General features: G+C 73.7%; 16 protein-coding genes and 5 tRNA genes. 13 read left to right on the top strand and 8 right to left on the bottom strand.

Features of this window, described 5'->3' with window-relative positions; genetic code table 11:
* The first annotated feature begins 43 nt into the window (after window positions 1-43).
* The 4 genes from cbiE to QBL25_RS09590 all read left to right on the top strand — a co-directional run bounded on the left by cbiE (window position 44) and on the right by QBL25_RS09590 (window position 7,786).
* Window positions 44-1,255 carry a precorrin-6y C5,15-methyltransferase (decarboxylating) subunit CbiE gene (gene cbiE / locus QBL25_RS09605; protein WP_409056589.1) on the top strand — a complete coding sequence of 404 codons (1,212 nt, stop codon included), beginning with the start codon at window positions 44-46 and terminating at the stop codon, window positions 1,253-1,255.
* 354 nt (window positions 1,256-1,609) lie between these two features.
* Window positions 1,610-5,470 carry a nicotinate-nucleotide--dimethylbenzimidazole phosphoribosyltransferase gene (gene cobT, locus QBL25_RS09600; RefSeq protein WP_409056588.1) on the top strand — a complete coding sequence of 1,287 codons (3,861 nt, stop codon included), beginning with the start codon at window positions 1,610-1,612 and terminating at the stop codon, window positions 5,468-5,470.
* A 173-nt stretch (window positions 5,471-5,643) separates the two neighbouring features.
* Window positions 5,644-6,882, top strand: a complete 1,239-nt coding sequence (cobA, locus tag QBL25_RS09595; protein WP_409056587.1) for a uroporphyrinogen-III C-methyltransferase — start codon at window positions 5,644-5,646, stop codon at window positions 6,880-6,882.
* A gap of 85 nt (window positions 6,883-6,967) precedes the next feature.
* Window positions 6,968-7,786: a TrmH family RNA methyltransferase gene (locus QBL25_RS09590; RefSeq protein ID WP_393397740.1), complete on the top strand. Its 819-nt coding sequence runs from the start codon at window positions 6,968-6,970 to the stop codon at window positions 7,784-7,786.
* Here the strand turns inward: QBL25_RS09590 and QBL25_RS09585 are convergent.
* Complete coding sequence (locus QBL25_RS09585) at window positions 7,777-9,123, bottom strand: serine/threonine-protein kinase (RefSeq protein WP_409056586.1); 1,347 nt, start codon at window positions 9,121-9,123, stop codon at window positions 7,777-7,779. The genes QBL25_RS09590 and QBL25_RS09585 overlap by 10 nt on opposite strands.
* A 195-nt stretch (window positions 9,124-9,318) precedes the next feature.
* On the opposite strand from QBL25_RS09585, the gene QBL25_RS09580 reads away from it, so the two are divergent.
* From QBL25_RS09580 to QBL25_RS09565, 4 genes are all read left to right on the top strand, one after another.
* Complete coding sequence (locus tag QBL25_RS09580; protein WP_409056585.1) at window positions 9,319-9,585, top strand: hypothetical protein; 267 nt, start codon at window positions 9,319-9,321, stop codon at window positions 9,583-9,585.
* A 197-nt stretch (window positions 9,586-9,782) separates the two neighbouring features.
* Window positions 9,783-9,989 (top strand): hypothetical protein, encoded by a 207-nt coding sequence (locus QBL25_RS09575; protein WP_371530244.1) that lies wholly within the window; start codon window positions 9,783-9,785, stop codon window positions 9,987-9,989.
* A 306-nt stretch (window positions 9,990-10,295) separates the two neighbouring features.
* Window positions 10,296-11,234, top strand: coding sequence for an aminoglycoside phosphotransferase family protein (locus QBL25_RS09570; protein WP_409056584.1), 939 nt, complete (start codon window positions 10,296-10,298; stop codon window positions 11,232-11,234).
* Window positions 11,235-11,303: 69 nt separating this feature from the next.
* A complete protein-coding gene (locus QBL25_RS09565) occupies window positions 11,304-11,600 on the top strand; it encodes a zf-TFIIB domain-containing protein (RefSeq protein WP_409056583.1) in 297 nt (98 codons plus the stop codon).
* Window positions 11,601-11,654: 54 nt separating this feature from the next.
* Here the strand turns inward: QBL25_RS09565 and QBL25_RS09560 are convergent.
* The 5 genes from QBL25_RS09560 to QBL25_RS09540 all read right to left on the bottom strand — a co-directional run bounded on the left by QBL25_RS09560 (window position 11,655) and on the right by QBL25_RS09540 (window position 12,134).
* Window positions 11,655-11,729, bottom strand: a tRNA-Val gene (locus tag QBL25_RS09560).
* 37 nt (window positions 11,730-11,766) lie between these two features.
* A tRNA-Val gene (locus tag QBL25_RS09555) sits at window positions 11,767-11,838 on the bottom strand.
* 37 nt (window positions 11,839-11,875) lie between these two features.
* Window positions 11,876-11,947 (bottom strand) — tRNA-Val (locus tag QBL25_RS09550).
* 1 nt (window position 11,948) lies between these two features.
* Window positions 11,949-12,022, bottom strand: a tRNA-Cys gene (locus tag QBL25_RS09545).
* 39 nt (window positions 12,023-12,061) lie between these two features.
* Window positions 12,062-12,134, bottom strand: a tRNA-Gly gene (locus QBL25_RS09540).
* Between the two features lie 163 nt (window positions 12,135-12,297).
* Between QBL25_RS09540 and QBL25_RS09535 the strand changes: the two genes are divergently transcribed.
* From QBL25_RS09535 to QBL25_RS09525, 3 genes are all read left to right on the top strand, one after another.
* Window positions 12,298-13,380 carry a chorismate-binding protein gene (locus QBL25_RS09535; protein ID WP_409062595.1) on the top strand — a complete coding sequence of 361 codons (1,083 nt, stop codon included), beginning with the start codon at window positions 12,298-12,300 and terminating at the stop codon, window positions 13,378-13,380.
* Entirely contained in the window at window positions 13,377-14,198 is an 822-nt protein-coding gene (locus QBL25_RS09530) for an aminotransferase class IV (protein WP_409062594.1), read from the top strand. Before QBL25_RS09535 ends, QBL25_RS09530 begins: the two co-directional genes overlap by 4 nt.
* A gap of 74 nt (window positions 14,199-14,272) precedes the next feature.
* Window positions 14,273-15,097 carry a GNAT family N-acetyltransferase gene (locus QBL25_RS09525; protein ID WP_409056582.1) on the top strand — a complete coding sequence of 275 codons (825 nt, stop codon included), beginning with the start codon at window positions 14,273-14,275 and terminating at the stop codon, window positions 15,095-15,097.
* A gap of 71 nt (window positions 15,098-15,168) precedes the next feature.
* On the opposite strand, the gene QBL25_RS09520 is transcribed toward QBL25_RS09525, so the two are convergent.
* Window positions 15,169-15,702, bottom strand: a complete 534-nt coding sequence (locus QBL25_RS09520) for a DsbA family protein (protein WP_409056581.1) — start codon at window positions 15,700-15,702, stop codon at window positions 15,169-15,171.
* A gap of 181 nt (window positions 15,703-15,883) precedes the next feature.
* Between QBL25_RS09520 and QBL25_RS09515 the strand changes: the two genes are divergently transcribed.
* The gene (locus tag QBL25_RS09515; protein WP_409056580.1) at window positions 15,884-16,327 is read left to right on the top strand and encodes a hypothetical protein; all 444 of its coding nucleotides are present in this window, start codon (window positions 15,884-15,886) and stop codon (window positions 16,325-16,327) included.
* A gap of 260 nt (window positions 16,328-16,587) precedes the next feature.
* Entirely contained in the window at window positions 16,588-16,758 is a 171-nt protein-coding gene (locus QBL25_RS09510; protein ID WP_409056579.1) for a hypothetical protein, read from the top strand.
* A 53-nt stretch (window positions 16,759-16,811) separates the two neighbouring features.
* On the opposite strand, the gene QBL25_RS09505 is transcribed toward QBL25_RS09510, so the two are convergent.
* Entirely contained in the window at window positions 16,812-17,384 is a 573-nt protein-coding gene (locus QBL25_RS09505; protein WP_409056578.1) for a CGNR zinc finger domain-containing protein, read from the bottom strand.
* Between the last annotated feature and the right edge of the window lie 105 nt (window positions 17,385-17,489).

Here is a 17,489-nt window from a genome sequence, read left to right as displayed (position 1 = left end):
CCCCCGCTCAGACGACCCGCGAGAACCCAGGAGACAGACGACGATGGCCGACCGCGTCACGGTGATCGGCTGGGACGGCTCACCGCTGACCGCCGCCGCGCGCTCGGCGCTCGGCGCCGCCACCCTCGTCGCGGGCGCCGCCCACCACCTCGAACTCGACACGGTGCCGCCCACCGCGGAACGCATCCGCCTCGGCAGCGTCAGCCTGGCCGCCCGCCGCATCGCCGCCCACCGCGGCACCGCCGTGGTCCTCGCCGACGGCGACCCCGGGTTCTTCGGCGTCGTCCGCACGCTGCGCGCCCCCGAGTACGGCCTGGAGGTCGAGGTGGTCCCCGCGGTCTCCTCCGTCGCCCAGGCCTTCGCCCGCGCCGGGATGCCGTGGGACGACGCCCAGGTCGTGGTCGCCCACCCCCGCACCCTGCGCCGCGCCGTGAACGTCTGCCGCGCGCACGCCAAGGTCGCCGTCCTCACCTCGCCCGGCGCGGGCCCGGCGGAACTGGGCCTGCTGCTCCAGGACGTCCACCGCACCTTCGTGATCTGCGAGGAGCTCGGCACCGAGCGCGAACAGGTCTCCGTCCTCACCTCGGACAAGGCCGCCGACCACACCTGGCGCGACCCGAACGTCGTCATCGTCATCGGCGGCCCGGTCACCGCCGCCGACACCGGCTGGATCGCGGGACGCGACCCGGGCACCGCGCGCGGCTGGGCCCTGCCCGCCCCCGCCTACGGCGACGACGCCCAGCTCGGCGAGGGCGAGAGCGACCGCCTGCGGGCCGCCCAACTCGCCCGCACCGGCCCGCGCGTGGGCGACCTGGTCTGGGACATCGGCTGCGGCAGCGGCGCCTTCGCCGTGGAGGCGGCACGTTTCGGCGCCGCCGTCATCGCCGTCGACGCCGACCCCGAGGCCTGCGCCCGCACCACGGCCGTCGCCCGCCACTTCGGCGTCCAGCCGCAGATCGTGCACGGCACGGCGCCGCACGTCCTCGAAGACCTGCCCGAGCCCGACGTCGTCCGGATCGGGGGCGGGGGAGCCGAGGTGGTCTCCGCCGTCGCCGACCGCCGCCCGGCCCGCATCGTGACGCACGCCTCGACCCGGGACGCGGCCGAACTCATCGGCAGGGGCCTGACGGAGCACGGGTACGCGGTCGAATGCGCGCTGCTCCAGTCCGTCGAACTCGACACGCGCGCGTGGACGGAGCGGGAGCGGACCGTGGTCTTCCTGCTCTCCGGACAGTTGCCCGATCGCGCCCCGTGACCCTCCCGCCGCACGGTGCGGGGTAGGCTGGCGGACCGTTGTACCGCATCCGAGTGTCCGGCAAATAGTTGGTCAATGTCCGGAAAGCTCGCCCGTTTTGGGGGGTGTGTGGTACGGCAGGACCGGAGGGCGCGCAACGTGGCGCAGCCCACAGCGGGCCGTTGCGGATCAAGCCGCCGCGGTGGCAGGCCACCCGGGACAATGCCTGTTGTCCGTACGCGGTTCGTGCCGCGTGGCGCGCACGCTCGTTGAGATTGACGGGCGGTTGGTGCGCCGCTCCGGGCGATGGGGCTTCCCCGGCCGAAGGCTGAGGGGCGGTCGAAGAAGCACTAACCGATGGGCGAGGGGTTACGCATGACCGACACCGGCCAGGTCCCGGGCGAGGGACTGCCGGAGAACGCAGGCATGGTGGAGCAGCCGGGCGTCCCCGCCCCGGGCGCGTACACCTACCTCGACCCCTCCGAGAATCCCGCCGAGAGCGTCGCCCCCGCAGACGATGACGACCTGCTCCTGATGCCGGGCGCCCAGGGCGCCTGGAGCGAGGCGCAGGCGGCCATGCCGCAGCAGGGGGCGCCGGGTCAGCCGGTGGCCGCTCAGCACGGCGTGGCGCAGCAGCAGGCAGCCCCGCAGCAGGTGGCCGTCGCGGATCCGTACGCCGCCGGGCAGCCGGTGGCCGACCCGTCCCGGCCGGAGCAGCTCCTGGTCGAGCAGTACGCCGCCGCCCAGCACGCGGCCGCTCCGGCGCCGGGCGACCCGTCGACGGGTGGTCAGCCGGTGAACGGTCAGCCGGTGGGCGACCGGTCCTTCGCCGGTCAGCACGCGGCGGCCCCGCAGGCGTTCGCCCAGCAGCAGGCCGGACAGCCGCAGGCCGTGCACCAGCCGGGTCCGCACGAGACGGCCGGGCGTGACAGCGGCTCGGTCGACCTGAACGGCGTCCAGCTGCCCGGCGCGCCCAGCCCCGCGCCCGCCTCGCACCCCGGTCCCTCCCGCCGCCCGCTCCACCGGGGACCCTCGGGCCCCGTCGTGCCCGACGGCTCGGGAAGTCCCGTACGGTCCCTCGCCGACCGGGGTCCGGCCGGTGCGCCGCAGCACGCCGCGCCCGTGCGGCACGCGGGGCCGCCCACGGTGGGCCCCGAGTACCTCGACATCCCGCGCGACGAGGACGGCGTGCCGACGCCGCAGCTCGGCGAGAACGCGCCGCAGGGCGCGTCGCCGTGGACGCAGCAGCAGCCGCAGCACTCCCAGCCGTCGCCGGCCGCGGAGCAGCAGGCGCAGGCCGTCCAGCACGCCGAGCAGGCCCAGGCCGCCGAGCAGGCGCAGGCCGGGCAGGACGCGCAGGCCCCGCAGCTCTCCGCACCAGCAGAAACGGTCGTCCCGGAGGGCGCTTCCGACGCTCCCGCCGCTGCTGACGCTTCCGCAACTCCCGTCACAGAGGTCCCGCAGGACGCACCGGACGCCCCGGGCGCGCAGGAGGCAGCCGCCCCCGAGGCCCAGGAGCCGGCGGTGGCCGACCCCGCCGCCTTCCCGCAGGCCGCGGGTGCCGTCGACCCCGCACCGGCGCAGGGCGCCGAGACCGGGGACCAGTTCGCGTACGCCGGGGACCCGGCCATGACCGCGCCGGAAGCGGGCCAGGAGCCCGTGCACGCGCAGAGCCCGGGCCAGCCGCAGTTCGCCATGGCCGGTGCGCAGCCCTGGTCGGACGCGCCGCTCGCGGGCGCGGGCCACGCGGCTCAGGGGCCGCACATCCCGCAGGTCCACCAGGTCCAGCAGTTCATCGACGTCCCCGTGGCGCAGACGCCCCAGGACGCGGGGTTCCAGGGCGAGTCGAACCAGTATGCCGCCGCGCCCCAGGCGCCCGCGCCCCTCGGCCAGTTCGTGCCGGTGGAGGGTTCGGTGCCGACCACGCCCCACCTGGCACCGACGCCCCCGCACGCCCTGTCCGTGCCCCCGGAGCACTTCGAGGCCCCGCGGCCCGAGGCCCCCGAGGCGCAGCCGGAGCCCGCCCAGGCGGCTGCCGACGTCCCGGAGACACCGGTCGCCCCGCAGCCCCCCGAGGCCGCGCTTCCCGAAGCCGAAGCCGAAGCCGCCGAGACCGCTGAGGCTGCCGAGACGGTCGAGGCGACAGAGACCGCCGAAGCCGCCGCGGCACTGCCGACCGAGGCCGCAGACGCCCCCGAAGCTCCCCAGGCCCCTGAGGCCCCCGAGGCTCCTGAGGCTCCCGAGGCCGAAGTCCCTCAGCCCGCGGCCACCGTGCCCGCGCCGCGTGACGGAGGAGAGCCCGCCGCGGCGACTCCCGCCCCGGAGGCGGCGGAGGCAGCCGACGTGAGACCCCTCGAAGTGATCGACGCCCCGGCCGACGCGGCGGAAGAGGCCCCCGAGCCCCTCCTCGTCGTCGCGGCCGCGCCCGAAGCCGTCGACCCGACGGCGGCCGAGGAAGAGACCGCCGAAGCCGGCCCGCAGCCCGAGCCGGTCCCGCAGCAGGCGCCCGCCGCGCCCGCCTACGACGACGCCGAGCGCGAGGCCGTCCTGCGCGTCATGCGCGAGCGCCGCGACATCCGCAACGGCTTCCGCAGCGACGCCATCCCGCACGAGGTGCTGCTCCGCGTCCTGGAGGCGGCCCACACGGCGCCCTCCGTGGGCCACTCCCAGCCCTGGGACTTCGTCGTCATCCGCTCGGCGGAGACCCGCCGCACGATGCACGAGCTGGCCATGCGCCAGAAGGACGCGTACGCCAAGTCGCTCCCCAAGGGCCGCGCCAAGCAGTTCAAGGAACTGAAGATCGAGGCGATCCTCGACACCCCGGTGAACATCGTCGTCACCGCCGACCCGACCCGCGGCGGCCGCCACACCCTCGGCCGGCACACGCAGCCGCAGATGGCCCCGTACTCCTCGGCCCTCGCCGTCGAGAACCTCTGGCTCGCGGCGCGCGCCGAGGGCCTGGGCGTCGGCTGGGTCAGCTTCTTCGACGAGCGAGAGATGGTCAGGACCCTCGGCCTGCCCGAGCACCTCGAAGTGGTGGCCTACCTCTGCGTCGGATACGTCGACGAGTTCCCCGAGGAGCCCGAGCTGATGCAGGCGGGCTGGTCCAAGCGCCGCCCCCTGTCCTGGGTGGTCCACGAGGAGACGTACGGCCGCCGCGCCCTGCCCGGCGAGGACCCGCACGACCTGCTCGCCGAGACCGTCTCCAACATCCGCCCGCTGGACGCGAAGGCGCTCGGCGAGGCGTGGGAGCGGCAGAAGCGGATGACGAAGCCGCCGGGCGCGCTCGGCATGCTGGAGATCATCTCCGCGCAGCTCTCGGGCCTGTCCCGGCAGTGCCCGCCGCCGATCCCGGAGCCCGCGGCCGTCGCGATCTTCGCGGGCGACCACGGCGTGCACGCCCAGGGCGTCACCGCCTGGCCCCAGGAGGTGACCGCGCAGATGGTCGCCAACTTCCTCGGCGGCGGCGCGGTCTGCAACGCCTTCGCCAACCAGGTCGGCGCCGAGGTCTGCGTCATCGACGTGGGCGTGGCGAGCGAGCTGCCGGCCACCCCCGGTCTGCTGCCCCGCAAGATCCGCGCGGGCACGGCCGACATGACCACCGGCCCGGCCCTGAGCCGCGAGGAGGTCAAGGCGGCCGTCGAGGTGGGCATCGAGACCGCCCGCGACCTGGTGGCCGCGGGCAACAAGGCCCTGCTCACCGGTGAGATGGGCATCGCGAACACCACGGCGTCCGCGGCCCTCATCTCCGTCTACACCGACACCGACCCCGGTGAGGTGACCGGACGCGGCACCGGCATCAACGACGAGATGCACAGCCGCAAGGTCGACGTCGTGCGCCGCGCCCTCGAACTGCACCAGCCCGACCCGGCCGACCCGATCGGCGTCCTCGCCGCGATCGGCGGCCTGGAGCACGCGGCGATGGTGGGCCTGCTCCTCGGCGGCGCCTCCCTGCGCACGCCCGTGATCCTGGACGGCGTGAGCGCCGGCGCGGCGGCCCTGGTCGCCCGCGCCATCGCCCCCGAGGTCCTCGCGGCCTGCATCGCGGGTCACCGCAGCGCCGAGCCGGGTCACGTGGCGGCCCTCAACAAGCTGGGCCTGCGCCCCCTGGTCGACCTCGACCTCCGTCTGGGCGAGGGCACCGGCGCCCTGCTCGCCCTGCCGGTGGTGCAGAGCGCGGCCCGCGCGATGCACGAGGTCGCCACGTTCGACTCGGCGGGCGTCACGGAGAAGTAGCCGCAGGCCGGCTGAGGGGGCGAAGCGCGCTTTTCGGGAAGGGGCGGGGCTGGGGCAGAGTCCCCGCCCCGCCCCAGCCATACTGAACCTGCACGTCAAAGCATCAACGCAGCCGCCTCACCGTCGCAGCGGCACCCGCAAAGCCCCGCGCCCCGCACGAGGAGCCACCCGCCATGGCAGAAAGTCCCGCCTACCCCGTAGGCCTCCGCCTCACCGACCGCCGCACGGTCGTGCTCGGCGGCGGCCAGGTGGCCCAGCGCCGCCTCCCCGCCCTGATCGCGGCGGGCGCCGACATCCTCCTCGTGTCGCCGACGGCGACCCCTTCCGTGGAGGCGATGGCGGACGCGGGCGAGATCACCTGGGAGCGCCGCAGCTATGAGGCCGGCGACCTCAAGGACGCCTGGTACGCCCTCATCGCCACCAGCGACGGCGAGGCCAACCGGGCCGCGTCCGCGGAGGCGGAAGCCCACCGCGTGTGGTGCGTCCGCTCGGACGACGCCGACGCGGCCACCGCCCTGACCCCGGCGACCGGCCACTCCGAAGGCGTCACCGTCGCCGTCCTGACCACCGACATCCACGGCCGCGACCCCCGCCGCACCGCGGCCATCCGCGACGCGGTCGTCGAGGGCCTGCGCGACGGCACCCTCGTGGCGCCCCACTACCGCACCCGCACCCCCGGCGTCGCCCTCGTCGGCGGCGGACCGGGCGACCCGGACCTCATCACGGTCCGCGGCCGGCGTCTCCTCGCCGAGGCCGACGTGGTCATCGCCGACCGGCTCGGCCCCCGTGACCTGCTCGCCGAACTTCCCCCGCACGTCGAGGTGATCGACGCCGCCAAGATCCCGTACGGGCGCTTCATGGCCCAGGAGGCCATCAACAACGCCCTCATCGAGCACGCGAAGCAGGGCAAGTCGGTCGTCCGGCTCAAGGGCGGCGACCCCTTCGTCTTCGGGCGCGGCATGGAAGAGGCCCAGGCGCTGGCCGACGAGGGCATCGCCTGCACCGTGGTCCCCGGCATCTCCAGCTCGATCTCCGTGCCCGGCGCGGCGGGCATCCCCGTGACGCACCGCGGGGTCGCCCATGAGTTCACCGTGGTCAGCGGCCACGTGGCCCCGGACGACGAGCGCTCCCTGGTCGACTGGGCGGCCCTGGCCAAGCTGCGCGGCACCCTCGTGGTCCTGATGGGCGTGGACAAGATCGGCAAGATCGCGGAGACGCTCACGGCGCACGGCCGGTCGCCGCAGACCCCCGTCGCGCTGATCCAGGAGGGCACCACCGCGGCCCAGCGCCGCGTGGACGCCACGCTGGAGACCGTCGCCGCCGAGGTCGTCGCCCACGAGGTGAAGCCCCCGGCCGTCATCGTCATCGGCGAGGTCGTGACCGTGGGCCCCGAGGGTTCCGGTCCCGCGTAGTCACCCCCACCCCCCGAGTAACCATCGGTAACCCAACCCGCTCCCAGGCGTTGGCACCACACCCAGGACAAGGCAGTATCACCCTGTGGCTGATCTCATCACCGTCGACGACCCCACCGACCCGCGCCTGCGCGACTACACGGGCCTGACCGACGTCGAACTGCGCCGCAAGCGCGAGCCCGCCGAGGGCCTCTTCATCGCCGAGGGCGAGAAGGTGATCAGACGCGCCAAGCAGGCGGGCTACGAGATGCGCTCGATGCTGCTCTCGGCCAAGTGGGTCGACGTCATGCGGGACGTCATCGACGAGGTCCCCGCCCCGGTGTACGCGGTCAACCCCGACCTGGCCGAACAGGTCACCGGCTACCACGTGCACCGCGGCGCCCTCGCCTCGATGCAGCGCAAGCCCCTGCCGACGTCGGACGAGCTCCTGACCACCGCGCGCCGCGTCGTCGTCATGGAGTCGGTCAACGACCACACCAACATCGGCGCGATCTTCCGCAGCGCCGCCGCCCTCGGCATGGACGCGGTCCTGCTCTCGCCCGACTGCGCGGACCCGCTCTACCGCCGCTCGGTGAAGGTCTCCATGGGCGCGGTCTTCTCCGTCCCCTACGCCCGCCTCGAATCCTGGCCCAAGGGCCTGGAGGGCGTACGGGAAGCGGGCTTCAACCTCCTCGCGCTCACCCCGGACGAGAAGGCGAAGACCCTGGACGAGGCGGCGCCCCACCGCATGGACCGGGTCGCACTGATGCTCGGAGCGGAGGGCGACGGCCTGTCCACGCAGGCGCTGGTCGCCGCGGACGAGTGGGTGCGCATCCCGATGGCCCACGGCGTCGACTCGCTGAACGTGGGAGCCGCGGCCGCGGTCGCGTTCTACGCGGTGGCGACGGGCCGCCCTCAGCTCTGAGAGCCTGGCCCCACATCCGGCCGCTGACTCTGCGGGCTCAGCTGGCTCTGCTGCACGTCACGCACGTCGTGCACACCGCTGCCGCCGAGCCCGCGCGCGGGGCCCTGGCACCCCTGGGCCGCCGCGATCCCCAGGGCCACGAGCAGCGTGACGACCACGAAGACGAAGAGGCGCTGGCGCAGCAGCCGCGGGTTGGCGGGCCGCCGCGCACCGCCGGAGCGTGTCGTGTTCCGGGGCTGCCCGGGGCGTGAACCGGACCGCGAGGAGCTGTTGCCGGCCCGCGAGGAATTGGGCCGGGACGAAGCCGGGCGCGAGGAACCCGTGCGCGAGCCGCCGGTCCGTGAGCCGCCGGTCCGCGAGGAACTCGGCCGTGACCCACTGGGCCGCGGCGGGGGAGTGCCCTGCGGATGACGCCGCTGGGTGCGCTGGTCCGCGTACTCCTCGGCCATCCGTCCCGTGGGCCGGTCCTGGTCCTGCCGGGGCGCGGGCGGCCTGGGCTCCGTCAGGCCCTGGGCCTCGCGGGCCGCGATCTCCTTGAGCCTGAGCGACAGTTGGAGCGTGCTGGGCCGCTCCTCCGGATCCTTGGCCAGGCAGGCCCTGATCAGCGGGGCGAGCGCGTCCGGGACCCCGCCGAGCTGCGCCTCCTCGTGGACCACGCGGTAGAGCATGACCTCGGAACTGCCGTGCCCGAAGGGTGAGTCCGCCATCCCCGCGTACGCCAGCGTGGCGCCGAGCGCGAACACGTCCGTGGCGGGCGTGACGGCCGCGCCCCGCACCTGCTCGGGCGCCAGGAATCCGGGGGACCCGACGGCGGTGCCCACGTGGGTCAGCGTCGAGGCGCCGGTGGCCCAGGCGATGCCGAAGTCGATGATCCGGGGTCCCTTCGGGGACAGCAGGATGTTCGACGGCTTCAGGTCGCGGTGCACGACTCCGGCTTCGTGGACGGCGACGAGGCCCTCGGCGAGCGCCGAACCGACCACCGCCACGTCGGCCGCGGAGAGCGGCCCCTCGGCGGCGACCTTGTCGTGCAGGGAGGGCCCGGGGACGTACTGCGTGGCGAACCACGGACGGTCGGCGTCCAGGTCGGCGGCGACGAGCCGCGCGGTGCAGCCGCCGCGGATGCGCCGGGCCGCGGAGACCTCGCGCGCGAAACGCGAACGGAACTCCTCGTCCTCCGCCAGATCGGGCCGGATCACCTTCAGGGCGACGCGCTGCCCCCGCCGGTCCGACCCCAGGTAGACGACACCCATGCCGCCGGCGCCCAGCCGCCTGTGCAGTCTGAACGAGCCGACGACACGCGGGTCCTCGCGCCGGAGCCGCATCATCGCCATGTCCATCCCCGCTGCCCGGTCCGTTGTCGTGCCACAGCTTACGTTTCCGTGGCCGGGCAGGTGCAGAGGCCGCGCCCTCGCGGCCCGACCGATTGTCAGTGCCGGGTGGGAAACTTGAAGAGTGGTCAGGGCGCCGGGGGAGAGCGGCCGTTGTGCGGGGTGTCCTCCCCAACCATCCATCGCTGAAGGGGGATTGATCCCGTGAAGGGTGATCGCGTGGAGATAGTCGTGGACGCCGGGGACACGACACGGACGTACGAGGTGGTGGCGAGCCGGGCGGGCCGCCGGGTGGAGACCGCGGTCCGCAGAGGGGTGGTCGAAGTGAGCGAAGTCACCCGCAGCGGGTCCGTGGTGCGGACGGCACGCTTCATGGCGACCCGGGTCCTGGCCCTGGTCGAACAGCCCGTTCCGCGGGAGGACACGTCGGAGCGGACGGCCCGCCCCCTCCGGGAAGACCCTGAGACCTAGGACCCCGTCTCCACCCACGGGAGTACGTGAGCGACGATCGCTCATCCTCCGGGAGGCCCGCCAATCGGTACGAGGGCATGACGACCCAGGGGTGCGCCGCACCTAGATTTGAGGTCAAGCGGCGGGTGTAGCACTCGTCCCCCGAGGTCAACACCCGCCGCTGCCAGATACAGACAGACTCGGTCAGGAGAGGAACCATGGCGGACACGGCACCGCGGGCAATGGTCCGCACGCAAGGACGTAAGGCTTTCGCCACGTTCGGCGTCCGCCCGTCCGGCACGCGCCACCCCTTGGTGGCGACGGCCATGGTCCTTCCCCTGGCGGCCCTGCTGGTGGTCGTCTTCGGCGGCTGGGACGCAGTGGTCACACAGGCGTCGTCCGTGGGCGTGATGCTGGGGCGCTGAGCGGCGCCCCAGGCCCGGATGAGCGGTCCGGGCGGGGACATCCGGCCAGGAAACCCCGTGGGGACGGGGGTGCGGCGGACGGCACGAGAAATGCCCGCGCAGCTGGGGAGCTGCGCGGGCACTTCTTTGTGTGCGTGTTCGCCGGGCTCCGCCCGGGGGTGTGTCCTCAGCCATGAGGCCCGTGGTTCCGGAGGGGCGGGGGAGGGCAGCCGTCGAGGGGAACCGTCGTACGGAACCGTCCTCCGAGCCCCGTCACCCCCTGCGTAGGCTCTCGGGAGCACCGATCGACGCACTCCCGGGGGACCCGTGACCGCCCTGCTGCCCGCGCTGACCGCCACGGTCCGCCGTACGGCCCACCGCGTCCCGCGCGGCACCTGCGACTGCGGCCCCGACGCCGTCCTCGCGGACCGGGACGACGCCACCGTCGTCCGGCACGGCGCCACCGTCGCCAAGGCGCACGCCCCCGGCACGGACCCCGCCGGCCTCGCGGTCCGCCTGAAGGTCGCCGCCGCCCTGCACGACACGCTCCTGCCCCCGCTCGGCGAGACGGCGGTCCCGCTCCACGGCCGCCTCGTCACCTTCTGGGAGGCCGGCACCCCGGTGGACCGCGACGACCCCGACGCCGCTCCCTGGGAAGCCGCCGCCACCCTCCTCGCCCGGCTGCACACCACCCCCGCGGCCGGGCTTCCGCAGCCCCTGCCGGACATGCGCGGCCCCGCCAAGGCCGCCCGCGCGATCACCCGGATGCGGGCCGCGGGACCGCATCCCGCGGCCGCCCCCGTCGAGCGCGCCTGGGCCACGCTCCCCGCCTGGGCCAGGGCCGAGGCCCCCGCACCGCTGCCGGGGCTCCTGTGCCACGGGGACCTGCACCTGGGCCAGCTGGTCCGCACCCCCGCGGGGCGCTGGCTGCTGATCGACGTCGACGACCTGGGCCTGGGCGACCCGGCCTGGGACCTGGCCCGCCCCGCCGCCTGGTACGCCTGCGGCCTCCTCTCGCCCGAGGAGTGGACCCGTTTCCTGACCGCCTACCGCGCGGCGGGCGGCCCCGCGGTCCCGGCGGACGGCGACCCCTGGCCCGCGCTCGACGTGGCGGCCCGCGCCCTCACCGCGCAGACCGCCGCCCTGGCCGTCGCCAAGTCCGCCGGGCAGAACCGGCCCCTGGACGAGATCGAGCAGGCGGTGGTGGACGCCTGTGATCGAATGGCCGCCCTCCCGCCGGAGTTGGCTCCCACCTCCACGAAGTAGGGTGCGACGCACCGAAGCCGGGCAGAGATCCGGCGAAGCAGTCACGACCGGCGAGGAGTTGAGCCGACCATGCAGTGTCCGAAGTGCCACGCACCGATGCACACGTACAACCGCAATGGCGTCCAGATCGAGCAGTGCAGCGGTTGCCGCGGGATATTCCTCGACTACGGCGAGCTGGAGGCCCTGAGCCGCGTCGAGGCCCAGTGGGGCGGCCCGCAGGCCCCGCCACCGCCACCTGCCCCGCAGGGTTACCCCGCCGCGCCCGCCCCGGCGTGGGGCGCTCCCCAGCACGGCGGCCACCACGGCGGTCACTACGGCCACAACAAGCGGCACAAGAGCTTCGGCCACATGCTCTTCTCCTCCTGACCGGAGGAACGACGAAGCCCCCGGCCGTGGGAACGGCCGGGGGCTTCGTGCGGATGGTGCGCGATACTGGGATTGAACCAGTGACCTCTTCCGTGTCAGGGAAGCGCTCTCCCGCTGAGCTAATCGCGCGGGGATCCTTGCGGACCAGATTTTCGGTTGTGCTACGTGCGCGATACTGGGATTGAACCAGTGACCTCTTCCGTGTCAGGGAAGCGCTCTCCCGCTGAGCTAATCGCGCGGGGATCCTTGCGGACCGGATCTTCGGTTGTGCTACGTGCGCGATACTGGGATTGAACCAGTGACCTCTTCCGTGTCAGGGAAGCGCTCTCCCGCTGAGCTAATCGCGCTTGGAGGTGGAGACGGGATTTGAACCCGTGTAGACGGCTTTGCAGGCCGTTGCCTCGCCTCTCGGCCACTCCACCAGGAGTGCGGGGGGTCGGGAAGATCCCCCACTTCCTGCGAGCGGACGACCAGGTTCGAACTGGCGACCTCAACCTTGGCAAGGTTGCGCTCTACCAACTGAGCTACGTCCGCTTGTCTTTCCCGGCCCGCTTGCGCGTCCCGGCGACGTGTTGAACTCTAGCGGATTCCTGGGCCAGTACAAAAACGCGTTTGCGCAGCGTGCTGCGCTGTCACCGGCCCGGGGCACGACCAGGACGCCGGTCATAGACTCGCAGACGTGCACAGCCCCCCTCAGATGTCCTGCCTGCCGCCCTCCGGGGCGGCCCCGCCCATGGCGCGCTTCGGCGGCCTGCTCGCGACCGGCCTCAGGGACGTGACCAGCGATCCCTCGGCGCTGGACTCCCGCGGCTTCTGGGCGGTGTCCGCGAACTTCGAGGGCGAACTGGTCTGTGCCCGCTTCGACGACGTCCGCGAGGAGCCGGTGCCCGCGCCGGTCCCCGGCGCCTGGCAGGGGCCCGCCGTCACCGACTGGACGTCCTCGCTCGATCACGCCGCGTATGTGGACGGCGTACGACGTGTGAGGGAACACATCGCGGCCGGAGACGTCTATCAGGCGAACCTCTGCCGCGTCCTGTCCGCGCCGCTTCCGGGCGGCTCCTCGGACGGCGTGGGGGCCGCCGATGTCGACGCGCTGACCGCGCTCCTCGCGCGCGGGAACCCCGCTCCGTACGCAGGAACGATCCGGCTGCCCGGCCACGGCGTGGAGATAGCGACGGCCTCGCCCGAGCTGTTCCTTCGCCGCGAGGGGCGCGTCGTGGAGTCCGGGCCGATCAAGGGCACGGGCCGGACCGAGGCCGATCTCCTCGACAAGGACTACGCCGAGAACGTCATGATCGTGGACCTGGTCCGCAACGACCTCGGGCGGATCTGCCGGACCGGCTCGGTGACCGTCCCCGACCTGTGCGCGGTCGAGAAGCACCCGGGCCTGGTCCATCTCGTCTCGACCGTGCGCGGCGAGCTCCGCCCCGACGCCGGCTGGCCCGAGCTCCTCGCCGCCGCGTTCCCGCCCGGCTCCGTCACCGGCGCCCCCAAGTCCAGCGCCCTGCGCATCATCGACGCCCTGGAGACCGCGCCCCGCGGCCCGTACTGCGGCGGCATCGGCTGGGTGGACGCCGACCGGGGCACCGGCGAACTGGCCGTCGGCATCCGCACCTTCTGGATCGACCGGGCGCAGGGCGTGCTGCGGTTCGGCACCGGCGCCGGGATCACCTGGGGCTCGGACCCCGAGGGGGAGTGGCGGGAGACCGAGCTGAAGGCGGAACGGCTGCTGGCGGTAGCGTCGGGAGCGTACGAAGCGAGTGGAGGGACCCCTTGGTGAAGATCTGGCTCAACGGCGGCCTGCAGGACCTGGAGACCGCGCGCGTCTCCGTGCTCGACCACGGGATGACCGTCGGCGACGGAATCTTCGAGACGGTGAAGTCGGTCGACGGCCGGCCCTTCGCGCTGACCCGGCACCTGGACCGGCTCGCCCGTTCGGCGCGCGGCCTCGGCCTGCCCGAGCCGGACCGCGACGAGGTGCGCGCGGCCTGCGCCGCCGTGCTCGACGCCAACCCGATGCCCCTGGGGCGCCTGCGCATCACGTACACCGGAGGCGTCTCGCCGCTCGGTTCGGACCGCGGTGACGAGGGCCAGACGCTGATCGTCGCCCTCGGCGAGGTCGCGCGCCGCCCCGACACGACCGCCGTGATCACGGTGCCCTGGACCCGCAACGAACGCGGCGCCCTGACCGGCCTGAAGACCACGTCGTACGCGGAGAACGTCGTCGCCCTCGCGCGCGCCCACGAACAGGGCGCTTCGGAGGCGCTGTTCGCCAACACCGTCGGGCAGCTGTGCGAGGGCACCGGCTCGAACGTCTTCGTCGTGCTCGACGGCGAGATCCACACGCCGCCGGTCGCCTCCGGGTGCCTGGCGGGCATCACGCGCGCGTTGGCCGTCGACTGGACCGGCGCCCGCGAGAGCGACCTGCCGTTCGACGTCCTGGACCGCGCCGACGAGGTCTTTCTGACCTCGACCCTCCGCGACGTCCAGGCCGTGCACCAGATCGACGGGCGCGACCTGCCGGATGCGCCCGGCCCGGTGACCGCCAAGGCGATGCGGGTCTTCGCCGAGCGTGCGGCGGACGACCTCGACCCGTGACCGGCCGGTACATCGGCGGCAACTGCTCGCCGCCGATATGACGCACGGGCCGCAGGGCGGGTAGAACTCCACTGATGACCACGACCCTGCGGCCGACCGGGCCGCTTCAGCAGAGCGCTGACGGCGCCAAGTCACGCACGTTCGAAGTCCGCGTGAACAGCCGTCCCGTGGGCGGGATAGAACTCGCCACGCATCCCGTGTTCGGTCCCGGTGTCGCCGAGATGCGGGACCTGAGCATCGAGGAGCCGGACCGCAGGCGCGGCCGTGCCACCGTCGCCGTGCTCGCCGCCGAGGAGGTGGCGCGCGGCTGGGGCTGCGAGCGGATCGAGGTGGCCGTGCCCGCGGAGGCCGCGGCGGCCCACCGCCTCGCCGTGTCCCTGGGGTACGTGGAGCGCAACCGCCAGATGACCAAGCCGCTTGCCGCCGGGCCGCCCGCGCTGCCCGACGGCGTCACGGGACGGCCGATGACCGAGGACGAGTACGAGGTCTGGCTGGCCCGCGAGAAGGAGGACTACGCGCAGACCTGGATCGAGCGCGGTGTCCCCGAGGCGGAGGCGCGCGCCAAGTCCGACGCCGACCACGCGGACCACCTGCCGCAGGGCACCGCGACCCCGGGCACCCGCCTCAGCGTGCTCGTCCACGAGGACACGGCGGTCGGCACCCTGTGGCTGGCCCGGCGCGGCACGGACGCGTTCGTCTTCGACGTCGCGGTCGACGAGGAGTACCGCGGACGCGGCCACGGCCGGTCCCTGATGCTGCTCGCCGAGGCCCAGGCCCACGAGGCGGGCCTCGGGCGCCTGGGCCTGAACGTCTTCGCGGGCAACACCCCGGCCCTGCGCCTGTACGAGTCGCTGGGCTACGAACCGGTCATGTACTACGTCTACAAGCAGCTGGTCTAGCGCTCCGGCGGCCGTCGGGGTGCTCTGACGCCTCTGGCCGCTCCGGATGCTCCGGGCGGTCTCCCGGGGGTCTAGGCGCCCTGTCCGGAGGCCGCGAGCAGGCGGTCCGCGATCTCCTCGACGCGCTCGCGCAGGCCCTCCTGGCTCTTGCCGCCGTCCAGACGCTCGTCCCCGACGACGTACGTCGGAGTCCCGGTGACGCCGATCGCCTTGCCCTCGGCCTGGTCGGCGTCGACGATCAGGATGTGCCGGCCGTCGACGAGCGCGGTGTCGAACTCCTCGGCGTCCAGGCCCAGTTCGCGCGCGGTCTCGACCAGGAAGGGCTCACCCGCGCGGTCGAGATCCTCGACCTTGCCGAGCACGGCCTCCACGTACGGCCAGCCCTGCCCCTGCTCGAAGGCCTCCTCGGCGGCCTGGGCGGCGGCGAAGGCGTGCCGGTGCTTTTCGAGGGGGAAGTGCCGCAGCCGCAGGTCGACGCGGTCGCCGTAGCGGGCGCGCAGGGCGCGGACGTCGTCGAGTGCGGTCCGGCAGTCGGGGCACTGGAGCTCGCACCAGACGTCGATGACGAGGGGACCGGCGGGGGCCGCGGGGGCAGAGTCGCTCATGGGACACAGTCTTCCAGCCCCGCGTCCGCCTCCCCACCGGGGCCGGGCGCCGACCGGAACCTGGGGAGGAGACATGACCCTGATCTGACCCTGAAGTCCGCTCGGGACGTGGCTCGAGAGGGCCCACCCGGTGCAGGATGGAAGGACGACAGCGCCACCGCCCGCACGCCTGGAGGACCGGATGATTGCCGAGACCGTCTGTTCCGCCGTATCCGCGGCCGGCCTCGGCATTGCCGCGATCACGGCCTATCGCAAGCGTTTCCTCGCCGCGACGCGCCTTGCCGCCTACTCGCTGGTGCCCGTCGGCCTGGTGATGACCGGAGTCGTCGGCTGGCTCGCGGACACCGCCTTCAGCATGAAGGCGTGGGTCGGCTTCGGGGTGCTCGGCGCCGCCTGGCTGCTCTTCATGATCACTCGGGCCGTGGAGCGCCGTTCCGGCGGCACCCGCAAGGAGCGCAAGGCCGCGAAGGCGGCCCAGCGCGAGGCGGTGGCTCCCGCGGCGTCCGCGCCTTCCCTGGGGCAGGGGGCCCGCCCGGCCGCCCAGTCGGCGGCTCAGCCGAAGGCGGCCGCGCCCAAGGAGGACTTCAGCGACATCGAGGCCATCCTGAAGAAGCACGGCATCTGACGGCTGCGCGCCGTCTGACAGAAGCGCGCCATCTGACAAAAGCGTCGGCGTCAACATCCGTCCGCTTCCGAGGCCCCTGAGGGTCCCTCGTTCGTGTGGACGGAGGTGGTGCGGGGCCCGACGGGACGCGCCGCTGGTCGGCCACGGGCCGAACGCGCGCGACGCAGGACTTTCGCAGGTCACGGGATGCGGCGAACTCCCGCGCTTTCCGGGCGTGTTGGTCATCGGGACCCCCGGGACTGCGTCATCATCGCGACGAGATGCTGGACACCGCACAGGGCGATGCCGCCCCGCCGACCGATGAGCGAGCCGCGACGGAAGAGCCCAAGGGCTGTCTGTACGCGCTCTCCCAGCCACCCCTGATGATCTTCCTGGCGGTGATCGGCGTCCTGATCCTGCTGGGTTCGCTGCACGATCTGCTGCGGCTCTAGGGAGCCGGGGAGCCGGGGAGCCGGGGCTTCGGGGCTCCGGAGCTCCGGAGGGCTCAGCCCGCGGCTTCCTTGCGCCGGGCCCGGTAGGCGGCGACGTGCAGCCGGTTGCCGCAGGTGCGGCTGTCGCAGTAGCGGCGCGAGCGGTTGCGGGAGAGGTCGACGAAGGCGTGCCGGCAGTCCGGGGCCTCGCAGCGCCGCAGCCGCTCCTGCTCGCCGGCGACCACGAAGAAGGCCAGCGCCATCCCGCAGTCCGCCGCGAGGTGGTCGGCGATGGAGGCGCCGGGCGCGAAGTAGTGCACGTGCCAGTCGTAGCCGTCGTGGTCGGTGAGCCGGGGCGTGGTGCCCGCCGCCGCGATCAGTTCGTTGATCACCGCCGCCGCGGCCCGCGGCTCGGGCGCCGCGAAGACTTCCTGGAAGCGGCTCCGGATGTGCCGGACGCCGGCGAGGTCACGCTCGGTGAGCACGCCGACGTCACTTATGTCGTGGCTTCGTACGAACTCGCCCAGGGCCGCCAGGTCCGCGAGCCCCTCCGTCTCGGCGCTCGCCGCACTCTCGGTGTCCGGTGCGGTGTTCACCAGATCGACCACGGCGTCGAGTGCGCACCGGGTGTCGTGGGTGATCAGCACGATTTGCTCCCTGGCCTTGCGGTAGTGGGGCCTCCCCGCTCATGGAGAGCCGGTGAAGGGTGCCCGCCGATGCTGGCCGATGCTAGCGGCTTCACGACACGACAC

This window comes from Streptomyces sp. SYP-A7185 (assembly GCF_046103685.1).
Lineage (GTDB): Bacteria > Actinomycetota > Actinomycetes > Streptomycetales > Streptomycetaceae > Streptomyces.
Note: the sequence above shows the minus strand (reverse complement) of the source record. Positions and strands in the feature narration are given on the sequence as shown.

Excerpts from the sequence above, each read along its gene's own strand:
- cobT (WP_409056588.1), top strand. The coding sequence starts at position 1,610 with ATGACCGACACCGGCCAGGTCCCGGGCGAGGGACTGCCGGAGAACGCA.
- cbiE (WP_409056589.1), top strand. The coding sequence starts at position 44 with ATGGCCGACCGCGTCACGGTGATCGGCTGGGACGGCTCACCGCTGACC.
- QBL25_RS09515 (WP_409056580.1), top strand. The coding sequence starts at position 15,884 with ATGATTGCCGAGACCGTCTGTTCCGCCGTATCCGCGGCCGGCCTCGGC.
- QBL25_RS09510 (WP_409056579.1), top strand. The coding sequence starts at position 16,588 with ATGCTGGACACCGCACAGGGCGATGCCGCCCCGCCGACCGATGAGCGA.
- QBL25_RS09585 (WP_409056586.1), bottom strand. The coding sequence starts at position 9,123 with ATGGACATGGCGATGATGCGGCTCCGGCGCGAGGACCCGCGTGTCGTC.
- cobA (WP_409056587.1), top strand. The coding sequence starts at position 5,644 with ATGGCAGAAAGTCCCGCCTACCCCGTAGGCCTCCGCCTCACCGACCGC.
- QBL25_RS09525 (WP_409056582.1), top strand. The coding sequence starts at position 14,273 with ATGACCACGACCCTGCGGCCGACCGGGCCGCTTCAGCAGAGCGCTGAC.
- QBL25_RS09575 (WP_371530244.1), top strand. The coding sequence starts at position 9,783 with ATGGCGGACACGGCACCGCGGGCAATGGTCCGCACGCAAGGACGTAAG.
- QBL25_RS09520 (WP_409056581.1), bottom strand. The coding sequence starts at position 15,702 with ATGAGCGACTCTGCCCCCGCGGCCCCCGCCGGTCCCCTCGTCATCGAC.
- QBL25_RS09565 (WP_409056583.1), top strand. The coding sequence starts at position 11,304 with ATGCAGTGTCCGAAGTGCCACGCACCGATGCACACGTACAACCGCAAT.
- QBL25_RS09535 (WP_409062595.1), top strand. The coding sequence starts at position 12,298 with ATGTCCTGCCTGCCGCCCTCCGGGGCGGCCCCGCCCATGGCGCGCTTC.